A 16765-nucleotide genomic window follows, 5' to 3' on the forward strand; every position below is an offset into this window, starting at 1 on the left:
CGTCGGGCTTGGACGTATAAAACCTGTGTCGTGAGATTAGAGCAGCGAGGCCAGAAAGTCTTTGGTGCGTGGCTGTTGCGGGTTATCCAGCACCTCAGCTGGGCTACCGGACTCGATGACCACGCCGCCGTCCATGAAGAAGATCTTATCGGCTACTTCGCGGGCAAAACCCATCTCGTGGGTGACTACGAGCATGGTCATACCTTCGGCGGCGAGATCCTTCATGACACGGAGCACTTCGCCGACGAGCTCAGGGTCAAGAGCGGATGTGGGCTCGTCAAAGAGCATGAGCTTAGGGTCCATGGCCACTGCGCGCGCAATGGCAACGCGTTGTTGCTGGCCGCCGGAGAGCTGTACGGGGTAATTATTAGCTTTGGACGCTAGGCCGACATCCTCAAGCAGCTCCATCGCACGTGCACGGGCGGTTTCTTCCGGAATCTTTTTCACCTGCACCGGGGCTTCGATGATGTTTTCAATTACCGTGCGGTGAGGGAAGAGGTTGAAGGACTGAAAGACCATGCCGATATCGGAGCGCTGTTCGGCGGCTTCTTTTTCGCTGATCTCGTATAAGGTGCCATTCTTTTCGCGGTAGCCAATAAGCTCGCCGTCGACATACAGGCGGCCCGCAGTCGCCTTATCAAGGTGGTTGACGCAGCGCAGGAAGGTCGACTTACCCGAGCCTGAAGGGCCCAAAAGGCAAGCCACCTCGCCCGGCTGGACTTCGAGGTCGATGCCTTTTAAAACTTCGAGTTGCCCGAAGGATTTATGGACATTCTGTGCGGAAATCATGGGAGTAGCCATTAGTTTTTAGCCTCCGAAATCACGGATACGTTGCGGGGAATGGTGCCTTCGGCGTCTGCCAGCGCTGCTAGTTGACGGCCGGTGAGCTCGCGGGTTGCACCGCGCTCAAAGCGACGCTCCAGGAAGTACTGGCCTATCATCAGCAGGGAAGTCACCACGAGGTACCAGGATGCCGCGACCAATAGCAGCGGAATGGGCTGGAAGAGGGCGGCGGAGATATCTGTGGTGCGGCCAAAGATTTCCTCGGTATAGGGAATAGCTACTACGAGCGATGAGGTCTTGAGCAAGGAAATGAACTCATTGCCGGTAGGCGGGATGATAATACGCATGGCCTGCGGAAGAACGGTACGGCGCATGGTCATCCACCACGACATGCCAAGTGCCTTAGAGGCTTCTTTTTGGCCTTCTGGAACGGAGGTGATGCCGGAGCGCACAATCTCAGCCATATAGGCTGCCTCATTAAGTCCCAAGCCCATCACCGCGAGGAAGAAGGCGTTGGTGAGGATCGTCTGCAGAGATACCTCGGTAAAGCCCAAGTTGATGGACTGGTAGATGGCAGAGAGCAGACCCCAAAAGACCAGCTGCACATAGATCGGCGTACCGCGGAAGATCCAGAGGAAAATCCAGGAGACGGTGCGCAGCACCGGGTTGGGAGACATACGCATAACCGCCAGCACCGCACCACCGATAACGCCTATGATCATCGACAAAATGGTGATGGCGATGGTATGTAGCGAGGCAAGTGCAATGCGCTTGTCAAAGAGGTACTGAAAATAAGTCCCCCAGCCAAAGGCCTCGTTGCGGGCGGAGGCAATGATAAACCACACGCCCATAACGATGAGCAGGCCAGCGAAGATCCAGCGCCATGGGTGGCGCAGCGGGCGCGCCTCGATCTTGGCTGGCTTTTCTTTAGGTTCGGCCTTAGCCGGTGTTGCCGCGTTCTCGTTAACCATTGATCGGCCTTTCATTAATCATTGCCTGGTCTATTAATCCGTCCTCGATGCCCCAGCGGGACAAAATTTCTGCATACTCACCGGTTTCGATGAGGTGCTGGAGTGCTGCGGCAGAAGCCTTGCCCAAGTCGGAATCCTTGGGAACGGCGAAGCCATAGGGGGAGGCTTGGAACATATCGCCTACCTGCCGCATCTTTCCCTCGGAGCGATTGACCGCCCACGCTGTGACCGGGGAGTCCGCTGATAGGGCATCCGCGCGTCCCATCAGGACGGCCAGCGCGGCATTATCGCCGGTGTCATAAGACAAGACGGTGAGGTCGCCATTGCAGGCATCTTTCTTGGGGCGCACATCATCGGTTTCAGATACCGTGGTGCGCTGCACGGCAACGGTCAGGCCGCAGGGATTATCGGGGTCGACCTTATTGGGGCCGTCTACTCGTTCGGCCCACTGGATACCAGCGTAGAGGTGGTCTACAAAGTCGAATTCGTTGCGGCGGTCTGGGTTATCCGTAAAGCCGGAAACACCCATATCGATCTGCCCCGACTGCACAGCGGGAAGGATCATTGAGAAGTCCTGCTCCAAGGGCTGGAAATCGAGCCCCAAGACACCTGCTACGGCGCGAGCTAAGTCAAGCTCGACGCCTTGGAGTGCCCCGTGAGAATCCTTGAGCTGAAATGGCGCATAGGGCGGGTTGGTGCCAGCGGTGAGAACGCCGTCGTTGTCGTCATACATGGCGGCAATCTCTGGCACTACAGAGGTGTGGGGTTCTTCCCAGCCCTCTGGGGTGGAATCTTCCTCGTTGGTGACGCATGCGCTCAAACAGAACGTTGGGATAAGAACTGCGGCGATTGTGGCGCGGCTAGAAAACGTGCGCGGCATTACTCCTGCGCCGTCCTTTCCTCAATGGCGCGGGCCTTCTTCATGTCCACAAAGATGAACGCGGAAACGATCAGCGCACCGAGGATGAACATGCTGATGATGATGCCGCTGGAGGCGTCTTGGTCAGCTCCCCACGGCCATAGGGCGCGCAGAGATCCGAGCATAAAGCCTGCCATCGCCATCAAAGTAGGGGCGCGGTGGTGATCCAATAGGAAGTTCAATACCTTAATAAATGCCGCGAGGCCGCATAGCGCGCCTAGGGCGAAAATAGCGATGGTGCCCAGGTCACGGTCCGAGACTGCGCCGATGATGGGTTGATAAAGGCCCATGGTCAGAAGGATAAGTGAGCCCGAAATGCCCGGCAGAATCAGTGCGCACACGGCGATAGCGGCGGCAAAGAAGACCACGATGAGGCTGGGGTCCTCATGTGGCTCGGAAGTAAAGCCGGTGATAAAGAAAATGGCAATAGCGGCAACGACGAAGGTGATGAGCGAAGAGGGGCGCAGCCGTTCTGATTTCGACAGCATGGACAATGGTACAAAAATGGATACGGCGACCATGCCTAAAAAGAGCGCTCCGGAAGCGGATACGTGATTATCTACAAAGTTGGAGAGGAAGGTTGACATTGCGAAAACGGCAATGAACATGCCAATGGCCACGGAGATGAGGAAGCTCCATTCGACCTTTTTGAAGCGGCCCGAAATGAGATCATTGGCATTGTGGACTGCGCGTTCATAGATGCCGACGATGAGCGCCACGGTGCCACCGGAGATTCCGGGCACGAGCTCGGCCATGCCGATAAGGGCACCGCGGATTGCGTTCAAAATGTATTGCATAAATTAAAAATCTACCTGGGTGGGGGCTTGTGCGGAGGGTGACTGGCCTAGCAAGGCGGGAGAAAAGTACCGCCGAGGGGTGGCCAGGCGAACCACTGCGAAAATGATGCATATCTTTCACTGAAAGGTGGCTTGCCACCTGCCATGGTTGGGGATGTGCTCCCCCTTACCGTAGAGGTGAAACCGTATTTAGGAATATTCTGCCAGTCTAATGCATGGCGATGCAACTATGCAGTTTAGGGCAGGATATACGGAACTTCCGGCGGGCGGAGGTCTAATGCCTAGGAAACGATAAGTTTCCCATTATTCAGTCTTGTATTCACGTGGACGTTAACTACCTGAAAGATTGACTGCCTACTATCTCCCGCGTATTCCCGTCTTTCTCCCGTGCAAACATTTCTTTCCAGTGACCAAGGACTCTCTATGAAGAACCGTTTTGTCCTGCCTGCGGTGACCGCGACCGCGGTGGTAGGAAACCTCATTTTTGTGCCGGCAGCAAGTGCAGCGGAGGGCGCGCCCGAGGGGGCGTCGCCAAGCGAGGGCTCCCGCTTTAGCATCGGCGTCCTACCGGATACCCAGTTCTATTCGCGCTATTCCACCCCAGAGACCGGAAACCTGGCCCAAGCTCGCTACGGCAGCGAACCCTACTTGGCACAAACCCAATGGTTAGTGGACCATCAAGACGAGTTGAACATGGACTTCGTCACTCACTTGGGTGATGTTGTAGACCAGTGGAACGTAGAAGGCGAATGGCAGGTGGCTGATAAGGCCATGCAGGTCCTCGACGATTCGGACTTGAACTATTCGATCCTGCCAGGCAACCACGACATGGATGTAGAGGGCGCGTGGGCTCACCCCTATAACAAGTGGTTCAGCGCTGTTCGTGCCAAAGCAGCTAATCCGGAGACCTTCCAGGAGCGCTATACCGCGGTCAATAATGACTCCGAGGCACACATCTTTGAAGCTGAGGGCCAGAAATATCTCATAGCCTTGGGTTGGCGCGCTGATGAGAAGGCTATTGTGTGGGCGCAAGGCGTAATTGATAAGCATCCAGACCTTCCGGTCATTGTGACCACTCATGAGGCGCTCAATATCGATGGTGAAGGAAACGTCTTTTATTCCGATGACTATGGCAAGGGATTGTGGGATAAGTTCATCAAAAGCAATGATCAGATCTTCCTCGTGATGGGCGGCCACCACCACGGTGCGGGATACCGCGTAGATAAGAACGATGCCGGCCACGACGTCGTCTCCATCTTGCAGGATTATCAGATGGCCTATCAGGGTGGCAATGGCTTATTGGGTGTGCTCGAGTTTGACCTTACGGGCAAGCAGCTGGAGATGGCCGCCCTGTCACCTTGGGTGGCGCAAAAGCCGCATGAGGAGCTCACGCAGTTCGATAAGCTCACCCTGGATGATAAGGGCGATAGCTATAGCATTCCGTTCGATTTTGAACAGCGCTTTTCCTCTTTCGCCCCGGAATTCACCGTGGGCGAGGGCCACCAGCCGGATCTAGCGCAGCGCGCCCGTGACATCGCCGCTGAGGGCTATAGGCCTTATGCCATTGCGGAGGACGAGCTTCCCACGGGTGCGGAGGACTTTGCCCACAACGACCACACGGTATTCCACTGGCGCCCGGGCCAAGCGCGGGACAAGGACGGGCATGCGCTTGTCGATGGCGCCCCTGCCGGTCGTGGCACCACCATCCCCGATATTGCCAGCGATTCTGGCAGCGACCTGCATCGTTCCGGTGCCATGCTAGGAGACCGCGTAACCTATAGCACCGACCATCACCCGTTGTCCTCTGATGCCGGCTCCCTCTTCTGGTCCGATCCGGCCGGCAAAGTTGGCAATGCCGAGTTCCGTACCGATAAGGGCGCGGCTGCCAATAGCGTTGATACCGCCAAAGGCTATACCTTCGAATCCTTTGTCAAGATTCCAGAAGACTTCAACGGCGCACAGCACGGCTGGGGAAGCGCGCTCAGCCGTGACTCTGCCATTAATAAATTGGTAGACGGCTCTGATGACACGGACCCCACCGTCATGTTCGGCATCTCCAATCTCCGTGAGTTGCGTTGGTGGGCGGAGCCGAAGCAGGGGAGCGGCTCTACCGTGTGGTCCCACGAGGTTCCCAAAGATGAGTGGATGCATATCGCCGTGGTCAATGATCCGGAGCGCGATAGCGTGGAAATGTTCATCAACGGCGCGCCCATCCTGCGCAATGCCGTAGGCGCCGAGGGGCTCCTCCCACGGGACCTGCAGTGGGTCATGGGTGGCGGTTTTGATAACCAACGCCCACAGGACCCGTGGTATGGCTGGATCGGCGAGACCCGCTTGACCCAAGGCGTCCTAGGCAAGGATGAATGGCTTACCGCCCGTGCACACAACAATGGTGACCCGGCTGATACCACACAGCCTGCCACGGATGGCTCCGCGTTGAGCTCTAGTACGAGCTCGAAGCCTGCCATCTTGGGAGCAATCCTTGGTATCGCAGGGGTGGCTGGCCTGGTAGGGCTAGCCCTGCCGCAGCTGAAGGCTTCCGTACCGCAGATTAACGCGCTCTTGCGTAAATACCACCTGCCGACTCTGCCCGAGTTGGGCTAAAGCAAAGACCTCGGTCCCACCCGCGTGGTGGGACCGAGGTCTTTTTTATCTGTGCCCCTGGTGAGACTCGAACTCACACTGGACGGGTTTTGAATCCGTTGCCTCTGCCAATTGGGCTACAGGGGCGCACAGTGTCAAGGCTGGCTGCCTTCGACTGTGAAAATAGTAGCGCAGGGCACCGGCGAATTCCTAATTGGGTAAGGGGTAGTGGGGGAATCCCCACGTCATCCGGTAAATGTGCACCAAGGTGTTCGGATATCGGCTCGCTTCTCTAGTATGGGGCAAGTGACTACTAAACAGCCTCGACTTCTGCTCATTGACGGCCATTCTATGGCGTTTCGTGCGTTCTATGCCTTGCCGGTAGATAACTTTTCTACCTCGGGTGGCCAGCACACCAATGCCGTATATGGCTTTTTATCGATGCTTTCCAATATCGTGGCGGAGGAGAAGCCCGATGCCATTGCGGTGGCATTCGATGTTGGGCGCAAGACCTTCCGCACCGAATTGTTCCCAGACTACAAGGCGCAGCGTGAAGCCGCGCCGGAGGAATTTAAGGGCCAAGTCGACATCATCCGTGAGGTGCTCGAGGTGCTGGGGATTACCACCCTATCCCGCGAGAACTTTGAAGCCGACGATATTCTGGCTACTCTCGCGACTGAGGCGCAGGACTATGAGACCCTCATCGTCACCGGTGACCGCGATTACCTGCAGTTGGTAAACGAATCTACGACGGTGCTCTATCCCATGAAGGGCGTATCCACGCTTCATCGCTTTACCCCCGCCGCAGTGGAGGAAAAGTATGGGCTCACGCCTGCGCAGTACCCAGACTTTGCCGCACTGCGCGGTGATCCTTCCGATAATTTGCCGGGCATCCCCAAGGTGGGCGAGAAGACGGCTACTAAGTGGATTGTCAAGTATGGGGACTTGGCATCACTGGTTGAGCACGCTGAAGAGATCAAAGGCGTGGTGGGAAATAACTTCCGCGAGCGCATCGATCAGGTGCAGATGAATCGCAAGCTCACCCAGATGATCACGGATATGGACCTGGATGTCGACCCAGACGATCTAGCTTTCAAGGAGGCTAAGGTCGCCGACGTTGCTGCTAAGTTCGATGACCTCGAGTTTGGCACCAACCTGCGCGATCGCGTACTGGCCGCCATTCCCAATGACGGCGCTGAGGCAACGGAGCAGACCGAGGAGGTCCAAGAGCTAGAGACGGTCATCGACGATGAGCCTTTGTCCCAGTGGCTGCCAGGCCGAGAGCACGTTGCGGTTTATGTCCAAGGCGAGGGAAGCCCAGGACAGGGTGATGCATCGGCGATTGCTTTCGTAGACCAGGAACGCCACGGGCTGCAAGTGGAGTTGGGCGATCTTTCTGCCGCGGATGATAAGGCCTTAGCGCAGTGGCTGGCCTCCGATGCGCCGAAGTATTTCCACGAGGCGAAGGCGGCCTTCCATATGCTTGCAGGCCGGGGCATTGAGCTAGCCGGCATTGCCCACGACACGGCTATTGCCGCCTACTTGCTGCGGCCCGGTCAGCGCACTTACGCGCTTGCCGACGTCTACCAACGCCACCTCCAAAAGACCCTCGGCGCCGCCACGGAGCAGCTTTCCTTGCTGGATGATTCCACCTTGGTAGATCAAGCCGCAGCCATTATGGAGCTGGCGGAAAGGCTGACCGCGGAGCTGCAGGAAATTGATTCTTTCGAGCTTTATACCGATTTAGAGCTGCCCTTGGTGACCATCCTGGCGCGCATGGAAGCTACCGGCATTGCCGTCGACGTGGACATTCTCGAAACGCAGAAGGATGCCTTCGTAGAGCAGGTCGCCGAACAAGAGCGCGCCGCCCGTGAGCTTGCCGGTGACGATAAGCTCAACCTCAACTCACCCAAGCAGCTACAAACCGTACTCTTTGAGACTTTTGATCTGCCCAAGACCAAGAAGACCAAGACCGGCTATTCCACCGCGGCCAAGGAGATTGAGCAGCTTGCGGCTAAGAATCCCCACCCGTTCTTAGACCACCTTTTGGCTCACCGTGAGTACCAAAAGATGAAAACCACCCTCGAAGGTCTAATCAAGACCGTGCAGCCGGACGGTCGCATCCACACCACGTTTAATCAGACGGTGACGTCGACTGGCCGCTTGTCCTCGACGGAACCAAATCTGCAGAATATTCCGGTGCGGACCGAAGCTGGGCGACAGATTCGCTCTGCGTTTGTCGTAGGCGAGGGCTACGAAGAGCTCATGACCGCGGACTATTCGCAGATTGAGATGCGGGTGATGGCGCACCTCTCGGCAGATCCCGGGCTTATCGAGGCCTATAAGGACGGCGAAGACCTGCATAACTACGTCGGCTCCCGAGTCTTCGATGTGCCCGTCAACCAAGTCACGCCGGAGCTGCGCCGCCGCGTTAAGGCAATGTCTTATGGTTTGGTGTATGGCCTGTCGGCATTCGGCCTATCCCAGCAATTGGGCATCCCGGCTGGGGAAGCGAAGTCCATCATGGAAAGCTACTTTGAGCGTTTTGGTGGGGTAAAGAAATACCTCGATGAAGTAGTGGTCCAGGCACGTAAAGATGGGTATACAGCCACCCTCTTTGGTCGCCGCCGCTACTTGCCAGAGCTCAACTCCGATAACCGCCTAGCGCGCGAGAACGCAGAGCGAGCTGCACTTAATGCGCCGATCCAAGGCACTGCTGCAGACATTATCAAGGTGGCAATGATTAGGGTTGACCGTGCATTGCAGGACATGAAGTCCCGCGTGTTGCTACAGGTTCACGATGAATTGGTAGTTGAGGTCGCTCCTGGCGAGGCTGACCAGGTCCGTGAAATTCTCGAGCGGGAGATGGACTCTGCTATCGAGCTCAACGTGCCGCTGGAGGTCTCGGCTGGTGCCGGCAAGGATTGGGATGCCGCAGCCCACTAGCGCGGCATCTTTCTCTCGCCGAGAAAAGGCGCGCCTTAGGCTCGCCTCGCAAGGCTTAACCGTTCAGCAGTGGGACAGCACGGAGGAAGTGGTCCAGGCTTTCGGTGTTATGCAAGGCCAAGACCTGCACTCCGTGCGCCGATCCTTGGCCTTGCGGGCAGGAGACCACTCAGATGCCGGAAATATTGTGCGTGGGTATCCCATGCGCCATACGCTTTTTGCGGCTTCTATCAAGGACATAGGCTGGATAACCGAACTGTGCGCAAAAGAGCGCAGGGGAGACGCTGAACTGCGCAGCGCTATTAATCAGCTTATTGATACACCCCTTTCACGAGCCGAGCTCAAGCAACGGGCTGCAGCGGTCCTGCCGGAAGTGCCCTTTTGGCATATTGTGCGTGTAGCAATGGAAAGCGGTCACGCCGTCTACTCCGGAGCGGACCAGCTGATTACACCGATGGAGTTGCCGGGATTGGACAAGGTCTTCAATGGAGACCAGGTCGCAGCTACCGCTGACCTAATGGTCCGGTATTTCCGCACTCACGGCCCAGCGACGCTGCGGGACTTTGCGTGGTGGACAAAGCTACCGCAAAGACTAATTAGGCCAGCAGCTGAAAACCTTCCGCCGGACATTGTGCGGTGTGGAGAAGAATCCGAGGACTTTGTCTCGATAGAGGTAATTGATATGGCCGAGGCGCGAAGAAAGCGTTCGGTGCTCTTATTGGGAGCTTTCGACGAGTACATCCTGGGATACCGAGATCGGTTATTTGCGATGACTTCAGAAGTTCACGAGATACTTGCCCCTGGAAACCGCGGTGTCTTCCGCCGCCCCATTGTGGTGGACGGCCAGGTTCGTGGGACGTGGAATAAGCAAGCTATTGAGGATTTGGGTATTCCCGGCTACGCAGAGCGCAAAATTCAGAAGTTGTGGCGGACTGCGCAATAAGTTTTTTTAGGTAGCCTTTTCTGTGCGGAAAGAATTATGCGTGCACATGGAGAAACTAGGAAGGGAAATACTGCGCAGTGACTCTGGAAGAGAAAGTAAATAAATGGAATCTCCGCTTTTTTGAAAGTTTGTGGGCCATTCAAGTGAATCTTCTTGCAGCCGATATTAATGACCTCGGGCTAGACCAATTCCTTGAAGACTATAAGGGTTCTGCAATTTCGTACCCGGTTTTAGCCGGGTCTTATTTTTTGATGGCCATGATCGTAGCGCGCGTGGCGCCAAACCCTAAGGTCAGGAGATTGACGGCCGCTGGGGTGATGGTCGCTTCCACGGCCCTTGCGTTCCTCTTTCCGTCCGCGTGGATGTTTGCTGCGTTGGTTATTTTCGCCCTTGCTTATTACCTCTGGCCACGAAAAGAAGGCGTGTCTATCTGAGGTCGGCGCTCCACTAGGCAATTGGCCAGCATATCGAAGGGAGTTTGGCCAAAAGCGAGCATGCTTATGCTGAGAATTGCTAAAAATAGCGGCATTACTCCGGGCCAGCCTGTCAGCGTAAGCATTGTGAGCAATAGCCAGGAATTACGCAGGCAGGCGGTGAAAAATCCTGGGTGGGTAGCAATGACTTCCAGCTGCAGGGACCACTTACCTAACGAGGTGGATTTCGTGGCTTCCACCCATACTCGATAGGCGTAAAAGACCATGGCGGCGGCAATGGCATTATAGAGTTCTAAGGTCTCTCCAGTAAGAGGATGGCCGGCTACCGCATTCACTACCCATTGCACCACCATAACGATGGCAGCGGCTAGGAAGCTATCAATCCACCAGGCAATGCCACGTCGTATCAATAATCCAATCCGGTCCAAAACCATGTCCATAGGTTAGCGGGAATTGCGGCAGACGAAAATAATCGTGCCGGGAAAGATTTCTCCTCGCTCCGGAGACCATTGGCCCCAGGTGGTGCTAAGGCCCTGTGGCCACTCGGGTTCAATGATGTCCTCGATAAGGAACGGGCCCTTGCCTTGTAAGGCTTGGAACCAGTCGGCGATGGTGCGATGGAACTCCGCATATGTGAGATTGCCATCGCGGTCTTGTTCCAGATAGGCGCGATCGAAATAGCTAATATCGGCCGTTAGATTGGTGGGATCATCGGGGAAGATCCAGCGCATTGGATGGGTGACTGAGAGGACGAAACGACCGCCTGGTTTAAGAACTCGGGAGACCTCCTGCAGGGCTACGTCGATATTAGCGAGGAACGGAAAAGCGCCGAACGCAGAGAAGGCAGCATCGAAGGATTCAGTGGCATAGGGGAGCGAAAGCGCATCTGCTTGGGTCAGGGGAAGTGCCCCGGCAGCGTGGTTGAGCATGCCGCGGGAGATATCGACGCCGGTGGCAAAGCGGGCACGCGTTAGGAGCCACTCGGTACACGGTGCGGACCCGCAACCAATTTCCAGGACGGAAGAATCTGAGACGTCGCCAAGCAGGTGTGCTTGGTCCTCGTGGAGCATTTCTGGGCACCAATAAAAGGAAGAAAGATAGTCAGGGTGCTCGGCGTGGTAGCTGGCGGCGTCGCCATCCCAGTAGGCCTGATTTGCTTGCGATGGGGAAGTCACAGTGAGGAAAATTCCTTGGAGAAAAAGTTGGGCCGTGTATTTGCCCTTTAAGCTGGACAGATGTAGTGTTGGTTGGGCGTGTCTATGCCACGGGTTGTTCTAAGCCGCTGTAGGAAGGCTTTAAGCAATCACGAGGCGGGATCGAATATTTTCTTTTTTGCTGCCTTTTGGGCAGCTTATCAGGCTTTTTCGAGAGACGCGCAGTTGTCCAATTTCGATTTCCTACATTTATTCGGAGCATTTCTTAATATGCCATCTTCTAATACCCCGCAGGTTGCGATCAACGATATCGGAACCGCAGAGGACTTCCTCGCAGCTGTAGACGCCACCATCAAGTACTTCAACGATGGTGACATCGTCGGGGGTACCGTCGTCAAGGTTGACCACGACGAGGTACTGCTGGACATCGGATACAAGACCGAAGGCGTTATCCCTTCCCGCGAGCTGTCCATCAAGCACGACGTCAACCCAGATGAGGTTGTTGAGGTCGGCGATGAGGTTGACGCACTTGTTCTCACCAAGGAGGACAAGGAAGGCCGCCTGATCCTGTCCAAGAAGCGTGCACAGTACGAGCGCGCTTGGGGCGCCATCGAGGAGCTGCAGGCCAAGGAAGAGCCTGTCACCGGTACCGTTATCGAGGTTGTCAAGGGCGGCCTCATCCTGGATATCGGCCTGCGTGGCTTCCTGCCTGCATCTCTGGTTGAGATGCGTCGCGTCCGCGACCTGGAGCCGTACATCGGCCAGGAACTGGAAGCAAAGATCATCGAGCTGGACAAGCAGCGCAACAACGTTGTTCTGTCTCGCCGTGCATACCTGGAGCAGACCCAGTCCGAGGTTCGCTCCGAGTTCCTGCACCAGCTGCAGAAGGGCCAGGTCCGCAAGGGCGTTGTGTCCTCCATCGTCAACTTCGGCGCCTTCGTCGATCTCGGCGGTGTCGACGGCCTGGTTCACGTTTCCGAGCTGTCCTGGAAGCACATTGACCACCCATCCGAGGTTGTCACCGTTGGTGACGAGGTAACCGTTGAGGTTCTGGATGTTGATCTGGACCGCGAGCGCGTTTCCCTGTCCCTGAAGGCTACCCAGGAAGATCCATGGCGTGTATTCGCCCGCACCCACGCTGTGGGTCAGATCGTTCCGGGCAAGGTCACCAAGCTCGTTCCATTCGGCGCCTTCGTTCGCGTCGAAGAGGGCATCGAGGGCCTGGTTCACATCTCCGAGCTGGCTCAGCGCCACGTCGAGGTGCCAGACCAGGTTGTCACCGTTGGCCAGGAAGTTATGGTCAAGGTCATCGACATCGATCTCGAGCGTCGTCGTATCTCCTTGTCCGTTAAGCAAGCAGACGAGGACTACACCGAAGAGTTCGATCCGTCCAAGTACGGCATGGCTGACTCCTACGACGAGCAGGGCAACTACGTCTTCCCTGAGGGCTTTGACCCTGAGACTAACGAGTGGAAGGAAGGCTTCGACGAGCAGCGTCAGGCTTGGGAGGCACGCTACGCAGAGTCCGAGCGTCGCTTCAACCTGCACACCGCTCAGATCGAGCGCAACCGCGCCGCAGCCGCTGAGGCTGCTGAGTCTGCAGAGTCCTCCAACTACTCCTCTGATTCCTCCGATGCAGCTCCGGCATCCGAGACTCAGGCAGAGGTTGGCGGCTCCCTGGCTTCCGATGAGCAGCTCGCCGCACTGCGCGACAAGCTCGCTGGCAACTAAAGCTTCCGCTTAGTTCCCTGCTGAGCCTTAGAGCTCAGCTTCAAGGCCGCGTTTACTTCGTCATACAGACGGGGTGGACGCGGCTTTTGTGATCTTTGAGACAGACTCTGCAATCGTTTGCTGGGGCATTTCAGATATATAAATGGTTGACCAGCGTAGACGGACAGAGGGAAGCAAAAAGAGCCTGGAAAGACCACAAAACGGGCTTTTGTTCATGTGGGAATCCTCTTATACTCAACTATGACGTTATAGCCAGTGTCGTACTGGTTATAGGTGGTATTTGAACTGAGGAGTAAGAAGTGGCATCTACCAAAGACACTTCCGCCCACATCGTTGAAAGCATCGGCGGCGCTGACAACATTACGTCGCTGACGCACTGTGCGACGCGCCTGCGTTTCCAACTTGCTGATGCGGGGAAAGTTGATAAAGAAAAGCTCGACAGCGACCCAGCGGTGCTAGGCACCGTGCCACAAGGCGCCCACGGCTACCAAGTAGTCATGGGCGGCGGCGTTGCTGACTATTACAACGAAATCATCAAGCAGCCCGGTGTACACGCTTCCGGTGAGAAAACGGCGTCCTCCAAGAAGGAGTACGACGGTGTTCGCGGAAAGTACGATTGGGTAGATTACTGCTTCGAATTTCTTTCTGATACCTTCCGCCCTGTTCTCTGGGCACTGTTGGGTGCCTCGCTCATTATCATGCTGCTGATCTTGGCGGACACCTTTGGTATTCAGGATTTCCGTGCTCCGCTGGAGGAGCAGCCAGAAGGTTTCCGTTTGGCTCACGCGATGTACCAGTCGGTCTTTTACTTCCTACCGGTGATGGTGGGAGCGACTGCGGCTCAGAAACTAGGTGCAAATATGTGGGTTTCTGCCGCTATCCCAGCGGCACTTCTTACCCCGGAGTTTTTGTCCCTGGGCGAAGCAGGCGATACCGCAAATATCTTTGGTCTGCCGTTGGTTATTGACTCCTACGGCTCCCAGGTCTTCCCGCCGATCCTGGCTGCAATCGGTCTATATTGGGTGGAAAAGGGACTGAAAAAGGTTATTCCAAGCGCGGTACACATGGTTTTCGTACCGTTCTTCTCCCTGCTGATTATGATTCCGGCAACGGCCTTCCTCCTTGGCCCGTTCGGCATTGGCGTGGGCAACGGCATTTCCTGGGTCCTTTATCAAATCAATGATTTCTCGCCTTTCATCTTGGCTATTGTCGTCCCGCTGCTGTACCCATTCCTGGTGCCGATGGGCCTGCACTGGCCGCTGAACGTCATCATGATCCAGAACATCGCCACCTACGGCTACGACTTCATTCAAGGGCCGATGGGCGCATGGAACTTTGCCTGCTTCGGTGTCGTCGGCGCGGTCATGGTCATCTCCTTCAAGGAGAAGAACAATGCCATGCGCCAGGTCTCCATCGGTGCGTTCGCAGCGGGCATCCTAGGCGGCGTGTCGGAACCTTCCCTGTACGGCATCTTGTTGCGCTTCCGCCGCAGCTACTACCGGTTGCTGCCAGGTTGTGCCTTGGGTGGCGCAATCATCGGTCTTTTCGATGTCCGTGCAGAAGCCTTCGTCTTTACCTCGGCGTTGACCACCAGCGCCATGACCCCGCATTTGGGCTACGTGCTGGGCATCTCGGCTGCTTTCCTTACTTCCTTCATCCTCACCTTGTTCTTCGGCTACCGCACGGCAGAAGAAAAACAGGCCGACTTGGAGCGCATCGCGCGCGAGCAAGGCGAGACTGTTGATGATGCAGCTGCTCGCGGAGAGTTGAATTTCTCCAAGAGCAAAGATGCGGACTCCGCCAGCGAGGGCGGCGCCGTTCCCGCTAGCGCCGCAGGCGCTGCTGCCACCGGCGTGGCCACCAAGCAGGCTGGGAAGGAAGCGATTGCGCTGGATTCTCCTCTCGAGGGCGAAGCGGTCGATCTGTCGGAAGTTCCGGATCCCATTTTCGCCGCAGCAAAGTTGGGCCCGGGTATGGCGGTCCAGCCGGCTGGCAATGCGGTCTTTGCGCCTGCCGACGGCAAGGTGCTCACCGTTCAAAATTCTGGCCATGCGGTAGGCCTAAGCTTGGATAACGGTGTGCAGCTACTCATCCACGTAGGTCTCGACACCGTGGAGCTGGCAGGCGAAGGTTTTGAAGTCCACGTGGCGAAGAAGCAACGCATCTCCGCTGGCGATAAGTTGATTACCTTTGATCCAGAGTTCATCCGTTCCAAGGGCTATAACTTGATTACTCCAGTGGTGGTCACCAATGCCACCAAGTTTGGTTCTGTCACTGGCGACGCCGGCCAGGTTTCCCCGAGTGATACCCTGCTTCACGTCTCTCCGAAGGCTGAGGAAGCAGCGCAATAGAGGTTCGCGTATAGCTTGGATTAAAAAAGGAGCTTCACCATCACGGATGGTGGGGCTCCTTTTCGCGTAGGGTGGCGAGCATGAAACTCATTGGGCTAACGGGCGGTATTGGCAGTGGCAAGTCAACAGTCGCAGCACTATGCCGTGAGCGCGGGTGGCGAATAGTCGATGCTGATGCGATTGCACGCGAGGTCGTACAGCCTGGACAGCCTGCTTTATCCGAGTTGGCAGCAGCATTTGGAAAAGATATCTTGCTGGCGGATGGTCAGCTCAACCGCAAGGAGCTGGCTCGGCGAGCCTTCGCGGATAAACAGCATACTGAGTTGTTGAATTCTATTACCCATCCGCGCATCCAGGAGGAAACACAGCGTCAATTTGCGGCGGCACGTGGAGATGGCTGTGACTTCGCCGTTTACGATATGCCGTTGTTGGTGGATAACGGCTTGGATAAAGATATGGACTGCGTCATCGTGGTCGATGTGACCCCAGAGGAGCGCGTCCGCCGGCTTATAACCTCGCGTGGACTGGAAGAAGACGATGCACGGCGTCGGATAGCAGCGCAGGTGCCGGATGAGGTGCGGCTTGCCGCGGCCACGCACGTCATTGATAATAATGGCACGCTGGACCAGCTACGTGAGCGAACGATCGAAGTCATGGACCGCATTGCAGCCGAGTCACCCAAGGTTTAACTATTGGGTAGCTAAAATTTACACCCTTTCGAAGTCTCGTTAACCTTGGCGGCTTAAGCTACCCGCCGTGGGAACGTGGGATACTGGGCCTTTTGATAATCACGCGGCGCGAGAACTACTCGCAAGCTTGCGGGATGGTTCTTTCGATCTCAAAAACTTTCAGCAATCATGTTCCACAGAGCCCATAGACTCAGATGACGCAGAAACCATGATTGCACTCGGCGCGTTATTGAAGCTGGAAGCTGATGCACTGCCGGAAGGAATTTATCGCGAGGATCTGGAGCCCCTGTACACACCGCAGTCAAAGGCTTGGCTGCGCCGCCGCATTAATAGTGCGATGCGGCCCGAGGCCTCTTCCGTGTATGCGCTGTGGGAGACGACTGGCGAGTTAGAGGAATGGCTTCGTACCGCGCAGGACTCCCTGCCCTGATCATGGCTAGGCGCGCCACTTAGGCAGTAGAGTA

14 protein-coding genes and 1 tRNA gene are annotated in these 16765 nt (G+C 56.3%); 8 read left to right on the plus strand and 7 right to left on the minus strand.

What is annotated here, in order from left to right; genetic code table 11:
- Window positions 1-36: 36 nt before the first annotated feature.
- The 4 genes from L8V22_RS07705 to L8V22_RS07720 are packed head-to-tail and all read right to left on the minus strand — an operon-like array spanning window position 37 to window position 3470.
- Window positions 37-801 (minus strand): amino acid ABC transporter ATP-binding protein, encoded by a 765-nt coding sequence (locus L8V22_RS07705; protein ID WP_269966441.1) that lies wholly within the window; start codon window positions 799-801, stop codon window positions 37-39.
- Window positions 801-1754 carry an amino acid ABC transporter permease gene (locus tag L8V22_RS07710; RefSeq protein ID WP_238802060.1) on the minus strand — a complete coding sequence of 318 codons (954 nt, stop codon included), beginning with the start codon at window positions 1752-1754 and terminating at the stop codon, window positions 801-803. Before L8V22_RS07710 ends, L8V22_RS07705 begins: the two co-directional genes overlap by 1 nt.
- Window positions 1747-2634 carry an ABC transporter substrate-binding protein gene (locus L8V22_RS07715; protein WP_238802061.1) on the minus strand — a complete coding sequence of 296 codons (888 nt, stop codon included), beginning with the start codon at window positions 2632-2634 and terminating at the stop codon, window positions 1747-1749. Before L8V22_RS07715 ends, L8V22_RS07710 begins: the two co-directional genes overlap by 8 nt.
- Window positions 2634-3470 (minus strand): DUF368 domain-containing protein, encoded by an 837-nt coding sequence (locus L8V22_RS07720; RefSeq protein ID WP_238802062.1) that lies wholly within the window; start codon window positions 3468-3470, stop codon window positions 2634-2636. The genes L8V22_RS07715 and L8V22_RS07720 overlap by 1 nt, the downstream gene beginning before the upstream one ends.
- A 423-nt stretch (window positions 3471-3893) precedes the next feature.
- Between L8V22_RS07720 and L8V22_RS07725 the strand changes: the two genes are divergently transcribed.
- The gene (locus L8V22_RS07725; protein WP_238802063.1) at window positions 3894-6074 is read left to right on the plus strand and encodes a LamG-like jellyroll fold domain-containing protein; all 2181 of its coding nucleotides are present in this window, start codon (window positions 3894-3896) and stop codon (window positions 6072-6074) included.
- A 52-nt stretch (window positions 6075-6126) separates the two neighbouring features.
- Here L8V22_RS07725 and L8V22_RS07730 read toward each other — a convergent pair.
- Window positions 6127-6200 (minus strand) — tRNA-Leu (locus L8V22_RS07730).
- Window positions 6201-6350: 150 nt separating this feature from the next.
- Between L8V22_RS07730 and polA the strand changes: the two genes are divergently transcribed.
- The 3 genes from polA to L8V22_RS07745 all read left to right on the plus strand — a co-directional run bounded on the left by polA (window position 6351) and on the right by L8V22_RS07745 (window position 10376).
- Entirely contained in the window at window positions 6351-8999 is a 2649-nt protein-coding gene (gene polA / locus L8V22_RS07735) for a DNA polymerase I (RefSeq protein ID WP_238801833.1), read from the plus strand.
- Window positions 8983-9942 (plus strand): DNA glycosylase AlkZ-like family protein, encoded by a 960-nt coding sequence (locus L8V22_RS07740; protein ID WP_238801834.1) that lies wholly within the window; start codon window positions 8983-8985, stop codon window positions 9940-9942. Before polA ends, L8V22_RS07740 begins: the two co-directional genes overlap by 17 nt.
- 77 nt (window positions 9943-10019) lie before the next feature.
- Window positions 10020-10376 carry a hypothetical protein gene (locus tag L8V22_RS07745; RefSeq protein WP_238801835.1) on the plus strand — a complete coding sequence of 119 codons (357 nt, stop codon included), beginning with the start codon at window positions 10020-10022 and terminating at the stop codon, window positions 10374-10376.
- Here the strand turns inward: L8V22_RS07745 and L8V22_RS07750 are convergent.
- Together L8V22_RS07750 and L8V22_RS07755 are read right to left on the minus strand one after the other, a co-directional pair.
- The gene (locus tag L8V22_RS07750) at window positions 10340-10810 is read right to left on the minus strand and encodes an RDD family protein (protein WP_238801836.1); all 471 of its coding nucleotides are present in this window, start codon (window positions 10808-10810) and stop codon (window positions 10340-10342) included. The two genes, L8V22_RS07745 and L8V22_RS07750, sit on opposite strands and share 37 nt — an antisense overlap.
- 9 nt (window positions 10811-10819) lie before the next feature.
- Entirely contained in the window at window positions 10820-11551 is a 732-nt protein-coding gene (locus L8V22_RS07755; RefSeq protein ID WP_269966442.1) for a class I SAM-dependent methyltransferase, read from the minus strand.
- A 249-nt stretch (window positions 11552-11800) separates the two neighbouring features.
- Here L8V22_RS07755 and rpsA point away from each other — a divergent pair, with 249 nt between their 5' ends.
- The 4 genes from rpsA (at window position 11801) to L8V22_RS07775 (ending at window position 16731) form a co-directional block, all read left to right on the plus strand.
- Window positions 11801-13261: a 30S ribosomal protein S1 gene (rpsA, locus tag L8V22_RS07760; RefSeq protein WP_238801838.1), complete on the plus strand. Its 1461-nt coding sequence runs from the start codon at window positions 11801-11803 to the stop codon at window positions 13259-13261.
- 299 nt (window positions 13262-13560) lie between these two features.
- A complete protein-coding gene (locus tag L8V22_RS07765; RefSeq protein WP_238801839.1) occupies window positions 13561-15612 on the plus strand; it encodes a glucose PTS transporter subunit IIA in 2052 nt (683 codons plus the stop codon).
- Between the two features lie 80 nt (window positions 15613-15692).
- Window positions 15693-16301, plus strand: a complete 609-nt coding sequence (gene coaE, locus L8V22_RS07770) for a dephospho-CoA kinase (RefSeq protein WP_238801840.1) — start codon at window positions 15693-15695, stop codon at window positions 16299-16301.
- A 67-nt stretch (window positions 16302-16368) separates the two neighbouring features.
- The gene (locus tag L8V22_RS07775; protein WP_238801841.1) at window positions 16369-16731 is read left to right on the plus strand and encodes a DUF4259 domain-containing protein; all 363 of its coding nucleotides are present in this window, start codon (window positions 16369-16371) and stop codon (window positions 16729-16731) included.
- The last annotated feature ends 34 nt before the right edge of the window (window positions 16732-16765 follow it).

Source organism: Corynebacterium yonathiae (genome assembly GCF_027570195.1).
Lineage (GTDB): Bacteria > Actinomycetota > Actinomycetes > Mycobacteriales > Mycobacteriaceae > Corynebacterium > Corynebacterium yonathiae.